Source organism: Adlercreutzia sp. ZJ138 (assembly GCF_011038935.1).
Taxonomy (GTDB): Bacteria; Actinomycetota; Coriobacteriia; order Coriobacteriales; family Eggerthellaceae; genus ZJ141.
The window spans coordinates 52060-69781 of sequence record NZ_JAAKEA010000014.1 but is presented as its reverse complement, the minus strand read 5'-3'; the positions used below and the strand labels follow the sequence as shown (position 1 = coordinate 69781).

Sequence of the window (17722 nt, the reverse complement as noted above, 5' to 3'; positions counted from 1 at the left end):
CTGGCACGCTAACCATCGAGCCTAAGGGCGTAGCTACCCAAGACATGACGGTAGATACTTTGGCTAACGTTGCCTACAACGGTAGCGAGCAAAAGCAAGAGCCTGTTGTCAAGAATGGCAATACGACCCTTACCAAGGACACCGACTACACGCTGTCCTACAGCGAGGACGTCACCAATGTCGGCACAGTTACCGTAACCGTCACCGGCACGGGTAACTACTCTGGTACAACTTCGGTGACCTACCGGATCACCCCGCGTCCGATCACCTTGACCGGCGAGTCTGACACGCGCACCTATACCGGCAGCGAGATCACGCTGACTGGTATCAGCGTCAGCAATGATGGCGAAGACTTGGTTGAGGGCCACACGTACCGGGCGACGGCCGAGGCTAAGGGCATAAACGTAGGCACCCACGAGGGCACCATCACCGCAGACAAGGATGTCACGATCTGGGCTGGCGAGACCGAGGTAACGCGCAATTACGCCATCACGACTACACCTGGCACGCTAACCATCGAGCCTAAGGGCGTAGCTACCCAAGACATGACGGTAGATACTTTGGCTAACGTTGCCTACAACGGTAGCGAGCAAAAGCAAGAGCCTGTTGTCAAGAATGGCAATACGACCCTTACCAAGGACACCGACTACACGCTGTCCTACAGCGAGGACGTCACCAATGTCGGCACAGTTACCGTAACCGTCACCGGCACGGGTAACTACTCTGGTACAACTTCGGTGACCTACCGGATCACCCCGCGTCCGGTTGTTATCACCGTTAACAACAAGTCGAAGATGTTCGGCGACGATGATCCTGAGTTCGATGGGTCTACCAGTGCGGCGCAGGTTGATGCTCAGGGCAACGTGACCAACGACGAGGGCCTTGTTGCCAAGGACATGGATACGTTTGGCAATGTGGTTTACTCTCGCATTGATACTGACACCAATGTCGACGTTGGTATGTATGAGGACACTTTGACAGCTGTTGTTGAGAACCTGAGCGATAACTATACCTACACGGTGGAGCCAGGTGATTTCACTATCATCGACTCTAACGCGAATGTGGTAACAATCGATGCTGATGCTAACGGCATGAATAAGGTCTACGATGGGCTACCTTCGCAGGTTACTGCATCTGCTGCGGTAGAGGGTTCCACGTTGCTGTACGCGACTTCGGCAGACGGCCCATGGTCTGAGACCAATCCGAGCTATACAGATGCCGGGCAACATACGGTGTACGTGAAGGCTCAGGCTCTGAACTACGCTGAAACGGATCCGGTTTCTGCGACAATCAGCATCGCGCCTGCACCGGTGACCATTACCGTGAATAACGCCAGCAAGGTTGAGGGTGCTGATGATCCTGTCTTTACGGGTTTGGTTGACGGCCTAGTGGCCGATGGCGACTTGGGCGTTGTTAACTACGTGCGTAGCAACGACAATGAGACTGTGGGTATCTACCCCGATGCTCTGACGGCAACGTATTTGGCGAACCCGAACTACGACATTACCGTTGTGCCGGGGGACTTCACCATCACGGCTGCTCCGGTGCCGCCGACGCCGCCCACACCGCCTGTGCCGCCTGCGCCTACCCCGACGCCTGCACCTACACCTACGCCGGGTGTGGTGCCTGATGGTACGTTGGCTCCGGTAATTACCCCCATCGTAGATGCGCTTGAGGGTGCGGCCGAGGCCGTTATCGGCGACGACGCCACGCCGCTCGCTCAGTCGGATATCGAAGATGCCGCTACGCCGCTTGCTGCTGCCGAGCACGTAAGTTGCTGGGTGCACTTCTACATCATTCTGGGCATCATCGCAACGGCGCTGTTCTCGGTGTGTGTGGCTATTCGTCGGGCGCTGTTCTCGCGTCGCCTGAAGAAGTACGAAGACAATCTCACCGGGGGCGATGACCCCGCCCCCGCGGCGTCTTCCCATGTGGGCGGTGGGGCTGATCCCCTGTTCCGCAAGGGCGCGCCCGCCATGGCAGCCGCCGGATCGAACGAGTAGGGAAGGGCAACCATGAAGAAGAGCAACGTCATCGTGTTTGCCCTGCTGGTCCTGTTGTCGGCGTTTCTGCTGTGGCTGTGGTACTACCTAGGCTTTAATCGCGTGGACAACCCGCTCGATTTGGTGCTGTCAATTATCTGGTGGGTTGTCATTGCGCTGGGAATTGCCGTTATCGTGCGGTTCGAGCAAGTGCGCCGCCGTCGCATTCGTACCGTGTATGTAGGGGATGTCTCTGCATTCAACAGCGAAAAGGGTTTGCTGCCGCTGGACGCCGCTTTCCCCGTACAGGATAACGTGGCGGCTGTGATCGATGGCCTGAAGTACAACTTCACACGCGAGGACTTCCCCGAGCCCGACGATTTCCAGCCGCGCTACTTCATCCGCACCGATAAGTTCGAAGCCGAGAAGCAAGACGATGCCGCCAACGACGCACCCGCACCTGCGGCCGATGTCTCGCAGGTGCGTCCGACCACGTGGAAGGGCGAGGTCGTCGTGGTGGGCGACGCCGACGATCCACGCACCTTCGACACTCCCGAAGAGCTTGCCACCATTCTGGCAAGCCTAACCAAGGCGGCCTAATCGGCCAACACCGCTCTCACACACGACATCATAGGGGCTGCTTCAAGGGCATCAAGAAACTCCCGATGCAGCCCCTTCGTTACGGTACAGTGTATATTGCGTTTGCTTCGGTGTGGCGTTCCGCAGTTTGTCGGTACACCGTTTCACAACGCATCGATGAGCGCTTGCACGCAAAATCGGTGCGGACGGCCGCACGTTCTTCCTTTCTTGTTTTCTTCGCTCTAATGTACGGGTTTCTTAGAGCTGCGCGGCAAAGGCTCACCATGTGTCGCAATCGCGTAAAGACTGACAAAGAAGGCACTTCCGCACAAGCGCCTTCCCCGTTCAGTATAATTCACCTCATCAGATTAAGAGCAAAGGGGCGTAAATCACGGCAGGAGAAGAGAAGGACTCGTCCATCAAGCCCGTGAAGGCGGAAGAAGACACATCGGTCTCAATCGTCCCTGAGAACGAGCCGATCATACGCGACCTCATATATACAGTGCGTGGTACACAAGTCATGCTCGACAGTGATCTCGCGACGCTGTATCAGGTCGAGACTAAGCGCATCAATGAAGCAGTGCGCAGGAATAGGGTGCGGTTTCCGGAAGAATTCTGCTTTAGGGTAACCAAGACGGAAGAGAATGCCCTAAGGTCGCAAATTGCGACCTTACACCCCAATCTGCGAATTCAGGACTCGTGGTGGTGCTACTCACCACAGGTATTCACCGAGCAAGGCGTTGCAATGCTGTCAGCGGTGCTTCGCAGCCAGGTCGCCATTGATGTAAGCGTGCAAATCATGAAGTCCTTCGTTGAGATGCGTCACTTCATCGTCAGCAACGCTGCCATGTTCGAGCAAGTGCGAGGTGTGGAGCTAAAGCTCCTTACGGCTTCTCCGCTGCATATGGTATGCGGAAGTAACGCATCCATTCTTTGAAACGATCTTGGGCGGCAAGGCAGGTGTCCGTAAGAAAACCCCGCTCATTGTCCCATTCGGAAAGCCCGCGATAGTAGAACGCCTTCATGTCTTCCGCGATAACGAAGGGAACGACGTTGCTTGCAAGGCACTCCTTCAACATGACGAGACGGCCCACGCGACCATTGCCGTCTTGGAAGGGGTGGATGCGCTCAAAGCGCACATGAAAGTCGATAATCTCGTCAAGCGTATGCTGGCGCTTTGGGCAATAATCGGTAAGAAGCTTTCCGACTGCGGAAGAAACGCCCTCTGGCTCTACCGTCATGTTGCCCGCAACTTCGTTGGGGAGCAGCTTGTAGTCGCCTACGGCAAACCATGACAGGCTAGAATCAGACGTCCCCGCTTTCAGTAAGCGATGGAGGTCTTTGAGCATCTTCTCTGACAAGGGCTTCCGCGCGTTTTCCAGGCAATAGTCGACGCATCGGAAGTGGTTGGACGCTTCAACAATGTCGTCAACGCGCAGTGCAGCGCCCTCGTCGCTGACGGTAGATGTCTCGAAGATCAGGCGTGTCTGATCCTTCGACAAGCGCGACCCCTCCATGTGATTGGAGTTGTAGGCAAGCTCAATTTGGAGCTTGTGATAGATTCCGCCATGAACCGCTGCGGACTTTTCCTCAAGCAGGCGCGTGAGAAGGGCGCTGCTATCCTGCTTGTTCTCGTTTGCCTGGTGCTTGCTTGCGCGCTTTGGCTTTTCCGCATCGGCGGGGATACTCCATGTTTTACCGATCGTAACTGCGCCAGGAACACGACCTTGAGCGCAATAGTTACGAACGCTTCGTTCAGAAACACCCCAGAGCGTGGCAATTTCGGCTGCAGAAAGAAACTCCATCGTCGCCCACTTTCCTTGCGGCAAGAACCTGCTGTCGTAAGTGTAGCAGAGATGAACAATTATTGCCGGTATCGGCAATAATTGCACTTATGCTTCGAAATCCATATTTGTAAGAGAAACAAGTCTACAGCCGACCTCCTTCGCGGCTTTGCGACATTCTTCGGTGAACCCGCTTTTCGAGAAGAGAAACAACCGCTTATCCCGATTCCCTGTAATCAGCTCCGAACGATGTTCAAGTGTTCGCAGGACTTCGACGTCCGTGAGCTTCGTCTGCCACTTGCATTCGCCGCAGATCATCGAGTCGTCGTCGCACAGGCCCACGATGTCAACTTCGGCTTGCTCTTTACGTTTAGGGTCGGTTCCCCACCATCTACCCATCTCTAAGATAAGAGGGATGTATTCGCTGCCCATTCTGTCTACAAGCCATTGGCGACACACGTCTTCGAATGTTGGCCCCAAAAAAGTCGACAGATGGCTTTCGTAAATGAGCTTTGCAACGGCGTCTTCCCGACCCGCTTGCAGCGGGGTGAGGTAGCGCGGGACGAAGCGATGCCAGAATCGGAATAGGTTGTCGTTCAGCACATAGCGCATCTTCTTTTTGTTTGTGTCTATGACGGGCTGCTCTTTCCTTAAAATACCCAGCTCAATTAACGAATTCAAATAGGGAGCAAGCGATGTCGTGGAAATGCCCGAGACGTTTGCTATCTCAGACATTCTACCTACTCCAGACGCAACCGCTTGAATGATGGCGTTGTAATTTGCCGGGTCGCGCAGTTCTTGCTGCAAAAACGAATCGGGCTCGCCGAAGAGGAAGCAATTGGTGCGTAATACATTTTGCGCGATGTTTTCTTGTAAGGAAAGGTTGCAATTGAATTGGTTAAGATAGAGAGGAATTCCCCCTGTGATTCCGTACCACGACACGATGGTTTCGGCAGGCACACCTTCAAGCAGGGACGATGCCTGTTGTATACCAAAGGGATTTACCTTGATCTGTGCTGAACGGCGACCATACAAAGGGCTTTTGTACCCCAAAACCTGATGCTCCATGAAGCTCATGGAAGAGCCACACAGAACGAGAAAGAGTTGACAGTTGAAACTGCGATGGTCGATTGCATGCTGAAGCAAAGAAGAAACTGACTTGTCGCTTTTGGCAAGGTAGGGATACTCATCTATGACGAAAACGAGGCGCTTGTTTTCGGCGAGCTTAAAGATGTAGGCGAACGCTTCTTCGAAGGATGGGAAGAGAGGAGCAGGGGCGTCTGTAGGCAGGGGCGAGCCAAGATCTGTCGACTCTGCGATAGCTCTGCTGAGTGCTCGGAGGTTTTCCTGCGCGGTAGTTTCGCGGGCGGAGAAGAAAATGGTCGGCTTGTCCTTCACAAACTGATTGATAAGGCTTGTTTTCCCCACGCGTCGCCGTCCGTATATGACAGGCATCTGGAATTCGGGCGTTTCATAAGATTCTTGAAGAGTTTTCAGCTCTCGTTCGCGTCCGACAAAGACCAAGGGAGTCTCCTTAGGAATGAGCATTATCTATAGTGGTACGATTATAATAAACGTACCACTATAAATGGCTGACAATTTGTGAATCCCCAGATTACGAATGGGAGAGCACGTGCCCGCGAAGCCGCACTTCGCATCGCACTTCGCATCGTGCCGCAGACCCGCTTGAATTCCAAGAATGCCACAGCATGTAATAAAGGGCGCATCGTTGCCAGAGGGCAGTGATGCGCCCTTTTCGTACCGATGCGCCAAAGGGCCAGCGCGTGTCAAAGACTATCTAATTTCGGAGGCTTCGCTATGAGGGAAGGCTTTCTTTTACATAGATGCGTGATTCAGCTAGATCCATTTCGTAAATCATGCCTTGAACTCTCGTATGGCACCCAAGAAGATCGGTGAAAACCAAGGCTTCGTCTTGGATATCCACATGTGTTACGCTTGTACAGATTTGCTCGTCAATGCCGTCATGGCTTACGAAAACGGTTCCTAGGCACATACTAATCAGCCTCGATCATCTGGATGTACTCGGCTAGAAGAGCGTTTGATTCATTGAAGTGTACGAGGGCACGAGAGAAGACAGCTTCGGCTTTTTCGGAGGCGTTCATGGAGAGAGTGGCAAGTTCCTCAGCATGATGAGTGTTATGGGCGAGCATGTAGCGCAACAAAGCGATCTTTTCTTCGCTGGTGGTTGATGCCTCAACGGCGTCGTGGTGATGATGATTGTGCTCGTGTTCGTGGTGATAGCTCATGGTTAGTCCTTTCAATTCGTTTTGTGCGACATTAGCTGAGATAGCCGCACTTTCGGGCATCATGTGCAAGCTGTTCGCGAAAGGCGGGGTGTGAGATGCTAATTAATCTCTCGGCTCTTTCTCTCGCGCTGCACAAAGAGAGATCAACACAGCCGTACTCCGTCGCAATGTTTTGGACGCAAGTCCGAGGGGTTGTGATGACGCTTCCAGGCTCAAGGGTTGGTACAATTCTCGATACCAAGCCATGTTTGGTATGCGCTGCGCTTTTCAGGGCGATGAACGATTGACCGTTTTTCGATAGTTGCGCTCCTGTCATAAAATCGAGTTGTCCTCCTGCTCCCGAATAGTAGCGAGACCCGATGCTTTCGGCGCAAACCTGTCCTGTCAAATCGACAGATAGGGCTGAATTGACGGAAACGAAGTTGTCGTGGCTCGCAATGGTTGGTATGTCGCAGATTTTGGAAAAGGGAAGAATCTCTATATCGTCGCGCCTGCTCAAGGTGCTGTAGAATTCGCGTGTACTGCCCATGGCGAATCCCCCGGCGGTAATCCCTGGCATGAGTGTCTTCCTGCTGTTGTCGATGACTCCAGTCTCCATTAATTCGAGCATGATATCGGAAATCATTTCAGAGAAAACGCCCAGGTGCTCATGGCTTCTTAGTCCTCTGCCTATAGCGTTAGGAATAGTGCCAATGCCAAGTTGAATGCATGCCCCGTCAGATATTCGCTCGGCAACGAAGCCCGCAATCATCTCGTCTTCAGGAGTGATCGTCGGAAGGGGGTAGGTGTAAAGCTCCTGGTCGTTTTCCACGAAAGCGTCAAACTCTGATATATGGTGACGCATTATTCCGCCCTTGCAGCGAGGAAGCTTGCTGTTCACTTGGGCGACCGCATGGGTGCAGAAGGGGAGAGCAGAAGCAATCATTCCGTTGACACCGAGGTTTACGTAGCCTTCGTCATCGGGGGGAGTAACCATGGCTATGACAAGATCGGGTTTGATCTTAGCCATAATGCGATCCAAATTGCTGTATTTCATCGGAAAAGGTTGTATGCAGGGATTGCTAAAGCCACTGCGTTCGTTCACTCCCGCGAAAAAGGAGTGAAGCTTGAATTGATTGGGCGAGCATTTGAGATTTGCGAAATCGTAGGGGCCATCAAGAGATGACCCAAACATCTCGATGCCGTAGTAAAGACCGTCCTCAATACGGCGAAGGAGAGGCTGCAACAGGGCCACGGCGGAGAACATTCCACCCACCATGATGCTCATATTGTTGCTGATATAACAATCAAGTATTGCTTCAGGCGAGCTGAGACGCGCCTGATACTCCTTGATCCAGTTCATCCTGAGATCCTTCCTGTTGAGTTACTGCTTTCGACGGGCAGTACTATTAGGAATGCCTGCGTTGCTTCGATACTTAGCAACAGTTCGCCGAGCAAGCACAATGCCTGCTGTTTTGCTAATGTTCTCTGCGATTTGCTGGTCACTCAGGGGTTTGGTTGGGTCTTCGTTGGCGATCATAGATTCTACCAATTGGGAGATTTTATCGCTTTGAAGCGCTTGTTGTCCAGAGGGAGTTTCAACGACGACAAAGCTCTTCTTGAAGAAATAACCAAAAGGAAGCAGTCCGCGACCCGTTTGTATGAACTTATTCTTGCAGAGGCGGCTGACAGTGGAGGTGCTGACGCCAAGCTGTTCAGCAACATCATCCATTCTCAGAGGGCGGGGTCTTGCCGTTTCTGTTGTGAGAAAATCGCATTCTTTTTGTATGAGGAGGTGGGCGAAATTCTCCAATAGGGTAGTACGGGCATCAAGTGCAGATAGGAAATCTTGAGCCTCGCGAGCTTTCTTTGAAATGAAAAAGCGATCTTCGTCGGAAATTGACCTGTTGTTGAGAAGCTTAAGATAATTGCTCATTCGGAGAGGAGGGGGTTCTCTTCCGGGAATAGTTACTTCAAGACAACCATGGGTAACACGGGCAATGATATCAGGATACACATAGGCTGTGGCGTTATTCTCATCGAGGGAGGGAAGGACTAATTCAATGGATTTCAATTCTGCGAGAAGATCGAATAGTCGCTTCTCTGATATCCCGTGCTCTTTAGCTATTTTGTAATAATGTCCTGCTTTCATGTCTCTGAGATTATTCGTGAGGACGTCAGACGCGAGCGTGCGCCACGTCTCGGGAAGTTGCAGACATACCGCTTCGATTGCGTTTCGCGCGCCAATTCCGTTATGAAAATAAAGCTGAATGTGATCGAGTGTCGCATTGACAGACTCTACCGAGCAGTGGCATTTCATGGCGATGGCGCTTGGGTTTCCGACGAAGTATCCTCTTTCGTCGAGCATATCGATAACTGCCTCCGCGATTGCCTGCGACTGCGCAGTACGGAACTCTTTGAGCAGGGAAAGGCGCAGGTCTATACGATAGTCGATGTTGTCAGGCTGCGAGGCGGCATAATCGCGCGCATCCTTAAGTGATGGGGTCGACAGTCGGGTCAAGCGATGAACGGAGATAGTGCTGCTGACGTTGACATTTGCGGTCACGCTGTCGTTTTGCCCCTCCGCTAAACCGATAGCTCTCTCTCCGTTGGTGAAAACCTCGCTCTCCTCGTTCACATCAAGAAGGGGATTGTTGGCGACGGCTTCGATAAGAAGACCTCTGAGATCCATGCATGGAGTCTCGATGAGTTGGGAGCGAAGCAGCTGGTGTGCGCTAATGGTTTGCTTGGTTGTTGCTGTTGCTTTCGGGGTTGCTCTTATGCTGGCTGACAATACCAAGAGGGTTGACCTTCTTTCGGCATAATCGTGGGGCAGATTGAGACTACTATGAAAGGCTCATGCCATATCGGTGCATCTTGTTGTAGAGCGTTTTTCGGGAGATACCCAACTCCGATGCAACTTTGGTTTTATTTCCACGGTGGGTGATTAAGAGCTCTTCAATGAGGATTTTTTCGTAATCCTGATAGTTCGATGGTCTGAGTGAGGTAAACAGTTCCGCAGATCCTGTAATTCCGTATTTTTCGTTATGGGCGCTTCTGCTGAGCGAGCGAAGATAGGAGCAATCGATAAGTAGCGGACCTTCTTCGAGATTGACGCTGCGCTCGATGACGTTTTTAAGTTCGCGAACATTGCCAGGCCAGTCATAAGCCAATAAATGACGCTCGTATTCTTCGGAGTAACCGATTATGTTCTTGCCAAGTTCAGAAGAGAAGTCTTCGATGAAATGGTTGGCGAGCATGAGAATATCGTCTCTGCGATCTCTTAAGGGAGGGATCCGAATGGAAATAACGTTGAGGCGGTAATATAAATCGAGCCGAAAGGTACCTTCTTGTACCATTTGCCATAGATCGCGATTCGTTGCCGAAAGAATGCGGACGTCGATGGGGGTGCGCATTGAGCCCCCCACGCGGGTGATGGCGCGTTCTTCAAGAGCGCGAAGAAGGGCAGCCTGCATTTCCAAGGGCATTTCTCCGACTTCGTCGAAAAAGAGCGTACCTCCGTTGGCGAGTTCGAATTTGCCGGGAGCTCCGCCTTTTTTGGCTCCGGTAAACGCACCCTCCACGTAGCCGAAAAGCTCAGAGTTCAGTAAATCTCGAGATAAACCGCCGCAGTTGATGGCCACAAAGGGTTTGTCCGTATCGGGGAAGCGTTGAGCGTGTATGGCTTGGGCAAAGAGCTCTTTGCCCGTGCCGCTGTCGCCTTGGATGAGAATGCTACTCGAGCTTTTCGCGGCTGCTATAGCGAGTTGAATGGCGTTTCGGAAAGACTCTGAATTGCCCACAATCTGGTCGAAGGTGTAAGGGTTTCTCTTGCTCGACATTCTCTTGATATACTCAGACATTGATTTAGCATCTGTCAGAATGAAAAGTGTGCCGGAACTATATGAGCTGTTAACCATGACAGGAAAGCTCTCAACCGTATACCGGCGCGCGGTGCCAGTTTGAGGCTCCTTGATGGTGCATTGGAACGTTTCCTCTTTCTTTCCCGCGAAGCGATTGGACAGCGAAGGGACAAAGGTGAATGTGGTGTCTATGGGCTTTCCTGCGACAAGCTGTGGGTCGGTTCGCATTAGACGATAGAAATTGTCACTGGCTTCAACGAGTCTGCCAAGGGTGTCACATACAAAATAGCAGGAGTTGGTTCTTCTGAGCGAAGCCTTAATGATCATGTTTCGAGAAGCGTGCTCCAATCTCTCTTCATCGTCGTAAAGATGATAGAACGCATCGAGCATGTAATCACATAGAAAGAGCTTGGTTTCGTTGAATTCCGACAGGGGGAAAATGAGCATCATGAAACCCTCGACGAAGCCCTGCCGCATACGAGGCGAACTACAGGTAACGTATTCCTTAAGTGCTCGATGGTAATTTTCGTCACCGATAACCCAGGTTTCTGCATTAAGTTGGTTGGCTAAGGCGACGGCATTCGTGCCGATACGATCTTCGCGAAACGATGTTCCGTATTTGATATTGACCTCGCGCAGTTTGTCGATGAGTTTAGAATCGCCAAGTTTATGAAACACCTGCAAGTGATTGTCCATCCAAAGGCCAACTCCTCCGAATATGGATAGGAGGCGTTCCTTTTTGCGGAAGAAGGCAGAGAATCGATCATGAAGGAAGATGGTGTAATCGGTGTAGCCTTGGTTTACGAGGCTCTTGTCTTGCTTGGTAATGGGAGGGAGCTGCATTTCAAGTGCAGAGACGCCGGCTGCGCGTGATTCTATCCATGATTGGTAGACATCTGGATTAACGCCAGTGTTTTTGTCGAAGTCCTTGTCAGCGACGAAATTCTTCCAGCCCGTACGGGCCGATTGATAGCGTGCTTTAAAGGTTATGTCGTCCATGTGTTACTCCGTTACCGCAGAGTGTATTGAAGTGTGTAAATTCATTTACGACTTGTTGCCGTACCTTACACAATCGTGAAGCAGAAATTAATCAGAAAAAACCACGAAACATCGAGTATGTGGGATAACTGCACCGTTCTTGTTGCCAATCATTCGTCGATGGACTTGGCATGAGCCTTGCAGGGAGAGAAGTATAGAGAGGGCGTTTCTTAAAACCTCACGCTATGCGACAAGGGAAGGAGGTTCGACTCAGGGGAATGGCATGTGACGTGAGGTGTGCGGAGTGATGTCCTTATGGCAACCTGATATTTGCTTTAATCAGGTGCATGTGCACCTGATAGCAAGATTGCGAACCAAAGAAAGAGAAAGGTGCGACATGGAGTGGAAGAAAGATTACGAGAGCAAGTTGATCACCGCTGAAGCGGCAGCCGGTCTCATCAAGGACGGCGATGTTTTCTGGTTTGGCCCCATGGCGACTGCGCCGATGGACATCGGTAAGGCTATCGAGGGGCGCATGGAAGAACTCCATGATGTCACTTGTGTCAGCGGATTTTTCTTGGCGCCCTTCAAGTGGGCCACTGCTGCTGGTAAGGGTCATATTGGCTACGAGTGTGCTTTTCTTGGCCCCATCGAACGTATGCTTATCAAACAAGGCAATATTCACTTGAACTCCTTCAACTTCCAGCACATCGATAAGCTCATGACTGATGTCTACAAACCTAATATGGTTTTCACTGAGGTCAGCGCTCCGGATGAGGATGGCTACATGAGCGTTGGGCCTTTCGGCGCTTATGCCACACGTGCTTGTATGGAGATTTGTGACGTTAAGGTTGTTCAGGTCAATCGGGAGACTCCGTTCGTTCGAGGAATCGACGAGACTCGTATCCATGTTTCTCAAGTTGACTACATTGTCGAGGGAGATCATCCGTTACCCGAGGTGCCTTTGGCTCAGCCTGATGAAAATGAGATCAAAATCGCCGAGTATGTTGCGAGCGAGGTGCCGGATGGTGCCACCATCCAGATTGGTTTCGGTGCTTTGGCTAACGCGATTCTCGAGGCTTTTGCCGACAAGAAAGATCTCGGGATTCACACGGAGATGATTTGCGAGGCCGTTATCGACTTGGTTGAATCCGGTGTTGTGAATGGCTCCAAGAAGGAGATAGCACCAGGCAAAATTGTTTCCCCGCTGTATGTTGGTGGAAAGCGCATGTATGAATGGTGCCAGACCTGTCCCGATGTTGAGCAGCGTTACCAGGGTTGGGTGAATGACCCGCGGATCGCTAGCCAGCTTGATAACCTCATGGCTATCAATTTTGGAATTATGTCTGACCTTACCGGTCAGACCGCTTCTGAGGGTGTCGGGTATGATGCCGTGAGTGGCACGGGCGGACAGCTTGACTTTGCCATTGCTGCCTATATGTCTAAGAACGGAAAATTCTTCGCTTGCCTACACTCAACGTTTACTGATCAGGATGGTGTGGTGCACTCCAATATTGTTGCGAGCCTGCCTCAGGGTACAGCAGTCACAACTCCGCGTAGCCTTGCCGACTACGTGGTCACCGAGTGGGGCATTGTCAAGCTCAAGGACCGGAGTATCCCCGAGCGCGTCGAGGCTATGATTTCCATCGCTCATCCGGATTTCCGCGATCAGCTTCGCAAGGAAGCCCAAGAGGCAGGTTTACTTCTCTAGCATGTTCTTGTTTGGCATCCTTCAAAGAAGTCTGCAAGCTGGAAACAAGCCGTTTGCTGAATTCCCTCGATCTTCGCGTGTCGGGGGAATTCTTTGGTGTGTCGCATGGGTAATCCGTTCACCAGATGGCCGGCGATGCGTTAGCTTTGGGAATCACCTTTATACATCATGTATACAAATTACTCACAGTGTATATTTGCGTAACATTTTTCTCGGAGGTAATTTACGGCTGGGGAGCGAGTCGGCGCGATGATGTGCGAGTCAGCACATACTAATTCTTTTGATAGAAAAGCAGAGTTGGCATGAGTCTTGCAGCTATTGAATATGAAGACCCTTTTAGACGGAATAGTTCAGGTTCTGTTTGCTGCAAATGGTCTGCGGTTAGGAGAAAGAAAATGGAGAAATACGACGTTGTTGTTATCGGTTCGGGGATAGGAGGTCTTGCGGCTGCCGTTCTCCTTGCGTCTCAAGAAAAGAAGGTGGTTGTTCTCGAAAAGAATGCCTTTCCTGGTGGCCGCCTGAGTTCGTATACTAAGGGAGATTTCGTCGTCGATTACGGCGTACATACGATTTCTCGTGGGTCTGTTGGCCCTATTGGCGGAATTCTTGAGCGCTGTGGCTTCCCTGATGCAATTAAGTTCAACAAGGTGCGTCCAATCACCCGTCTGCATGGTGAAGATTTCAAGTTTCCTCGCGATGTTGCCAAATATGTTTCCGAAGAGGATTTCAACGGCTTGATGGCTTTTATTCAAGATGTCTATTCTATGACTGAGGAACGTTTTGCTGAACTTGATGGTATTACGCTCGATGACTATCTGGATAAGTACACCATGGATCCGACGGTTCATTCGGTCGTCAACACTATCGGTCAGGTGTATTGTGCGGTTCCAGGCTGGGAACTTGCTATGGGCGAGTTTGGTCGCTGTTTGCAGTGGGAAGCAACAGCCCGTGCATCTGGATATCCCGAAGGCGGTTGCATGACCATCACGAATAAGTATGTCGAGGTTCTTCAAGAGCTGGGCGGAGAACTCAAGCTCTCCACGCCAGTGAGTAAGGTCATTATCGAAAACGGCGAAGCTGTCGGTGTTGTTGCAGGCGAAGAGGAATATCGCGCTCCTGTTGTCATCTCGAACGCAGATGTCAAGCATACGGTATTCAACCTGGTTGGCAAGGAAAATCTTCCTGCTCATTACAGCATGAAGGTGAAGAAACTAAAGTGGGCGAACGCCGGTCCTTCGCTTAAAATCGCTCTTGATGCAGAACTCACCGATCTGCAGATGTTCTCCCAAGCTCCCGAGCTACCCTGCGCTGAGTATTTTTCTCAGATTGAAGACGGCATCATGCCGGAGCATCCGTACTTGTTCTTTGTGTGCCCGTCTAACTTCTCGGTTGGTATTGCTCCTGAAGGTCAGCAGTTGTGGCAAGTTGCCACACCGCTTCCCACAGATACACCCGAAAGCATCCTTGAGGAGATTCCCGAGGTTGTTATGAATGCGCTCGACGATTTTGCACCTGGCTTTCGTGACCACATAATCTGGAAGGAGTGGTTCGGTATTGCTCCTCTTGAGAAGATGGTGGGTGAGACTGGGGCCACAATCGGTGCTGCCCAGTGTGTCGGTCAGATTGGCGATTCTCGCCTCAATCAGAAAACTCCTATTTCAGGTCTCTATCTCGTAGGTGGCGAGGTAGGCGGTCATGGCGTAGGCATTGAGCTTGCGGCAAACAGTGCCATAGAGCTTGTGGACGAAATTCTTTAATCAAGACCATCCACGCAATATCTCAGAAAGGAACAAAAATGAGTCTCTACAGCAAATATCTTACCGAAGATGAGCAGCTGATTATCGATGCTGCAGAAGAGTTTCGCAGTGATGTGCTCGAGCCGCGTGTTATGACCGACCTCGAGAGGGAAATATGCCCGATGGATGTGCTCGAGCAGATGCGCGAGCTTGGCTTCACCAATGCTTCAGTACCTGAGGAAGCTGGAGGCTTTGGTGGAAGCATGACGCTGCAATGTGCGCTTGATGCCACAATTTCCCAAGCGAGCCTTGCCATGGCTTTCATGGGTTGCTCCAACCCCATTGCGACACTGCTTGCCCGTGTCGGCACTCCGGAGCAGATTGAGTTGTTTATGCCCGGTCTTCTCAGCGGTCAGGGAGGATTGGGGTTCACTGAGCCCAATGCTGGCTCCGATTCTTCTGGCATTACTACGACTGCGGTAAAAGACGGTGACGAGTGGGTGATCAATGGTCAGAAAACCTTCATCAGCTACATCAACGTATTCGACTACTTCTTGGTTTCTGCACTCACGAATGAAACCGAGCCAGGTGGCGCCTCCGTGTTTCTCGTTCATAAGGATACTCCGGGCTTTAAGGTTGGCTCTATGTTCCATAAGATCGGCCTGCATGGCTCCAATACCGGAGAGCTGTTCTTTGAGGACATGCGTGTTCCTGCCATCAATATGATTGGCAAAGAGAATCATGGTCTTCGCTATGTTCTTGCTGTTTTGGATTCTTGTCGTCTTGCCAATGCTGCCTGCGCTATTGGCATTGCCCAGGGTGCCCTAGAGAAGGCTACCATGTTTGCTAAGCAACGAGTGACGTTCGGTAAGCCGATTTGCAAGCATCAGGGCATTTCCTGGTACTTTGCGGAAATGGAAGCCCGGCTTTCGGCGGCCCGATCGCTGGTGTTTGACGTCGCACGCGACTGCGACGAGGGGAAGAATATCACCGCTGGTGCCGCGAAGGCTAAGTGGATTGCGGGTCAAACTGCGATGTTTGTCACTGATCGCGCTATCCAGATTTGCGGTGGTTATGGCTTGACCGAAGATTTCGGTGTCGCGCGTCTCTTCCGTGACGCCCGCGTTATTCCCATTGTTGAGGGTACCGACGAGGTACTGAAAATCGTTATTTCTCGCGATGTCTTGAAGTAACGGTCATTTGTAGACGGACGGACTGCGGGTGATAACTGGTTGTTTGGCTGGTTGAAAGGATGGGGCATGGAACACTTTTTCCAGGATATGTTTTCGTCGCATTATCGTAGAAATCCAGAAAAGGAAGCAGTTTGCGATTGCGAAACTGGGGTTCGTTACACATGGGCGGATCTTCAGGTTTACGAGCAGCAGTTGGTTGGCTTTTGCACACATGAATTGGGGCTTAAAAAAGGGGATAGGGTCGCATTCTTCTGCCCGAGCGATGTTTCCATGCTCGCCATGTTTATGGCATCCTTGAAGACGGGTCTCATACTTGTTGCTTATTCTTATCGGCTCAAGGCAGAGGAACTTGCGGTGATGTTCACAAACGAGACACCTTCCGCAGTGTTTTACGCAAAGGAGAGTGCGGCCAAGCTCTCGAAGATCCGTCAGCTGTCCAACGTGTCCTTCAATACGATAAGTATCGATGATGACGAAACAGCTGATTATTCGCTCGTCAGCGTGCGGGCAGGATCCTATCCTCCCGCACCGACCGTCCGCCTCAACCCCGAGGATCCGGCGATTCTTGTTCACACGGGTGGTACGACCGGTCTTCCGAAGGCCGCTATTCTTTCATACCGCAATATATTCATGAATATGGTTATTGAGATGAAAGAATTCGGTCTTTGTAAGCATGACAGGATTTATACGGCCATGCCTTTCTTCCATACGGGGGGTTGGAACTGCTATTCGCTCGTCATCATGTTTGTTGGCGGTCGTCTCATGCTTGATAAGGCTTTTTCGGTGGACACGTTCTATCGCTTGATGGAGCAGGAGCATTTAACGGCCTTTATGGGTGTTGAGAGGATGTTCAAGCTCATTACGCGCGACTCACGTTTTGAAACTTGCGATTTGTCGAGTTTGCAGTATGTGATTTCCGGGGGATCTCCGGTGGAGAAGTCAGTCATGATGAGTTTTATGGATCGTGGGATCCGCTTCTTCAACGGTTTTGGGTCGACGGAGTCGGGCGCGAACAATTCGAGTTTGAGTTTTGAAGCATCTCTTGATCGGGTCAAGGAACAATACCAAGCCATCGGAAAACCGTTTGCGTTCAACTATTTTCGTATTGTCGACGAAGAGGAAAACGACGTGCCGCGAGGAGAACAAGGGGAGCTTATCACGTGTGGTGGTGTGTTGTTTAGCGGCTATTGGAACAACGAAGAAGCAACGAAGAAAGCACTGAGAAATGGGTGGTTCCATACCGGCGATATGGCTTATGTCGACGAATTCGGAGACTACCATATCTGTGGACGAATTAAGAATATGTATATCTCTGGCGGAGAAAATGTATTCCCGCCAGAGATAGAACGAGTTCTTCAGGAGTACCCCGGTATCCGCGAGGTGCACGTCCAAGGAGTCCCCGATGTCGATTGGGGCGAGGTAGGCAAAGCTTACATCGTTCTTGGGTCAGGAGTGGAATTCGACAGAGAGCAATTCGATGCATTCTGTAAAAAGAATCTCTCTACTATTAAACGTCCGCACCACGTCCAGGTTGTGCCGTCGATCCCTAAAACCTTGATGGGCAAAGTTAACACCAAACAGCTTTTGCAGATGTATGAGGCTGAACCTGAGGAGACGGAGGACATCGCGAGAGGCTGATCTTGTGTTCTT

14 protein-coding genes are annotated in these 17722 nt (G+C 51.3%); 7 read left to right on the top strand and 7 right to left on the bottom strand.

The window, feature by feature from the left end; all coding sequences use genetic code 11:
• The 3 genes from G7Y43_RS07115 to G7Y43_RS10825 form a co-directional block, all read left to right on the top strand.
• A partial coding sequence (locus G7Y43_RS07115) for an MBG domain-containing protein (protein WP_304518542.1) occupies positions 1–2003 on the top strand: 2003 nt, incomplete at its 5' end.
• 12 nt (positions 2004–2015) lie between these two features.
• Entirely contained in the window at positions 2016–2582 is a 567-nt protein-coding gene (locus G7Y43_RS07110) for a hypothetical protein (protein ID WP_165045508.1), read from the top strand.
• A 406-nt stretch (positions 2583–2988) separates the two neighbouring features.
• Positions 2989–3498, top strand: coding sequence for an ORF6N domain-containing protein (locus G7Y43_RS10825; RefSeq protein ID WP_206215100.1), 510 nt, complete (start codon positions 2989–2991; stop codon positions 3496–3498).
• Here G7Y43_RS10825 and G7Y43_RS07100 read toward each other — a convergent pair.
• The 7 genes from G7Y43_RS07100 to G7Y43_RS07070 form a co-directional block, all read right to left on the bottom strand.
• Entirely contained in the window at positions 3446–4366 is a 921-nt protein-coding gene (locus tag G7Y43_RS07100; RefSeq protein WP_165045506.1) for a DNA-binding protein, read from the bottom strand. The genes G7Y43_RS10825 and G7Y43_RS07100 overlap by 53 nt on opposite strands.
• An 87-nt stretch (positions 4367–4453) precedes the next feature.
• Positions 4454–5893 carry an ATP-binding protein gene (locus G7Y43_RS07095; RefSeq protein ID WP_241158187.1) on the bottom strand — a complete coding sequence of 480 codons (1440 nt, stop codon included), beginning with the start codon at positions 5891–5893 and terminating at the stop codon, positions 4454–4456.
• A gap of 268 nt (positions 5894–6161) precedes the next feature.
• A complete protein-coding gene (locus G7Y43_RS10820) occupies positions 6162–6359 on the bottom strand; it encodes a CooT family nickel-binding protein (RefSeq protein ID WP_165045502.1) in 198 nt (65 codons plus the stop codon).
• 1 nt (position 6360) lies between these two features.
• Entirely contained in the window at positions 6361–6612 is a 252-nt protein-coding gene (locus G7Y43_RS07085) for a hypothetical protein (RefSeq protein ID WP_165045500.1), read from the bottom strand.
• Positions 6613–6643: 31 nt separating this feature from the next.
• Entirely contained in the window at positions 6644–7954 is a 1311-nt protein-coding gene (locus G7Y43_RS07080) for an acetyl-CoA hydrolase/transferase family protein (protein ID WP_165045498.1), read from the bottom strand.
• 21 nt (positions 7955–7975) lie between these two features.
• Positions 7976–9391 carry a hypothetical protein gene (locus G7Y43_RS07075; RefSeq protein WP_165045497.1) on the bottom strand — a complete coding sequence of 472 codons (1416 nt, stop codon included), beginning with the start codon at positions 9389–9391 and terminating at the stop codon, positions 7976–7978.
• A gap of 46 nt (positions 9392–9437) precedes the next feature.
• Positions 9438–11453 carry a sigma-54-dependent Fis family transcriptional regulator gene (locus G7Y43_RS07070; protein ID WP_165045495.1) on the bottom strand — a complete coding sequence of 672 codons (2016 nt, stop codon included), beginning with the start codon at positions 11451–11453 and terminating at the stop codon, positions 9438–9440.
• A 376-nt stretch (positions 11454–11829) separates the two neighbouring features.
• Here G7Y43_RS07070 and G7Y43_RS07065 point away from each other — a divergent pair, with 376 nt between their 5' ends.
• The 4 genes from G7Y43_RS07065 to G7Y43_RS07050 all read left to right on the top strand — a co-directional run bounded on the left by G7Y43_RS07065 (position 11830) and on the right by G7Y43_RS07050 (position 17710).
• A complete protein-coding gene (locus tag G7Y43_RS07065) occupies positions 11830–13143 on the top strand; it encodes an acetyl-CoA hydrolase/transferase family protein (protein ID WP_165045493.1) in 1314 nt (437 codons plus the stop codon).
• 395 nt (positions 13144–13538) lie between these two features.
• The gene (locus G7Y43_RS07060) at positions 13539–14900 is read left to right on the top strand and encodes an NAD(P)/FAD-dependent oxidoreductase (RefSeq protein WP_165045491.1); all 1362 of its coding nucleotides are present in this window, start codon (positions 13539–13541) and stop codon (positions 14898–14900) included.
• A gap of 38 nt (positions 14901–14938) precedes the next feature.
• Positions 14939–16072, top strand: coding sequence for an acyl-CoA dehydrogenase family protein (locus tag G7Y43_RS07055; protein WP_165045489.1), 1134 nt, complete (start codon positions 14939–14941; stop codon positions 16070–16072).
• Between the two features lie 66 nt (positions 16073–16138).
• Positions 16139–17710: a class I adenylate-forming enzyme family protein gene (locus tag G7Y43_RS07050; protein ID WP_165045487.1), complete on the top strand. Its 1572-nt coding sequence runs from the start codon at positions 16139–16141 to the stop codon at positions 17708–17710.
• Positions 17711–17722: the final 12 nt, after the last annotated feature.

Excerpts from the sequence above, each read along its gene's own strand:
- G7Y43_RS07110 (WP_165045508.1), top strand. The coding sequence starts at position 2,016 with ATGAAGAAGAGCAACGTCATCGTGTTTGCCCTGCTGGTCCTGTTGTCG.
- G7Y43_RS07100 (WP_165045506.1), bottom strand. The coding sequence starts at position 4,366 with ATGGAGTTTCTTTCTGCAGCCGAAATTGCCACGCTCTGGGGTGTTTCT.
- G7Y43_RS07095 (WP_241158187.1), bottom strand. The coding sequence starts at position 5,893 with ATGCTCATTCCTAAGGAGACTCCCTTGGTCTTTGTCGGACGCGAACGA.
- G7Y43_RS10820 (WP_165045502.1), bottom strand. The coding sequence starts at position 6,359 with ATGTGCCTAGGAACCGTTTTCGTAAGCCATGACGGCATTGACGAGCAA.
- G7Y43_RS07085 (WP_165045500.1), bottom strand. The coding sequence starts at position 6,612 with ATGAGCTATCACCACGAACACGAGCACAATCATCATCACCACGACGCC.
- G7Y43_RS07080 (WP_165045498.1), bottom strand. The coding sequence starts at position 7,954 with ATGAACTGGATCAAGGAGTATCAGGCGCGTCTCAGCTCGCCTGAAGCA.
- G7Y43_RS07070 (WP_165045495.1), bottom strand. The coding sequence starts at position 11,453 with ATGGACGACATAACCTTTAAAGCACGCTATCAATCGGCCCGTACGGGC.
- G7Y43_RS07065 (WP_165045493.1), top strand. The coding sequence starts at position 11,830 with ATGGAGTGGAAGAAAGATTACGAGAGCAAGTTGATCACCGCTGAAGCG.
- G7Y43_RS07060 (WP_165045491.1), top strand. The coding sequence starts at position 13,539 with ATGGAGAAATACGACGTTGTTGTTATCGGTTCGGGGATAGGAGGTCTT.
- G7Y43_RS07055 (WP_165045489.1), top strand. The coding sequence starts at position 14,939 with ATGAGTCTCTACAGCAAATATCTTACCGAAGATGAGCAGCTGATTATC.
- G7Y43_RS07050 (WP_165045487.1), top strand. The coding sequence starts at position 16,139 with ATGGAACACTTTTTCCAGGATATGTTTTCGTCGCATTATCGTAGAAAT.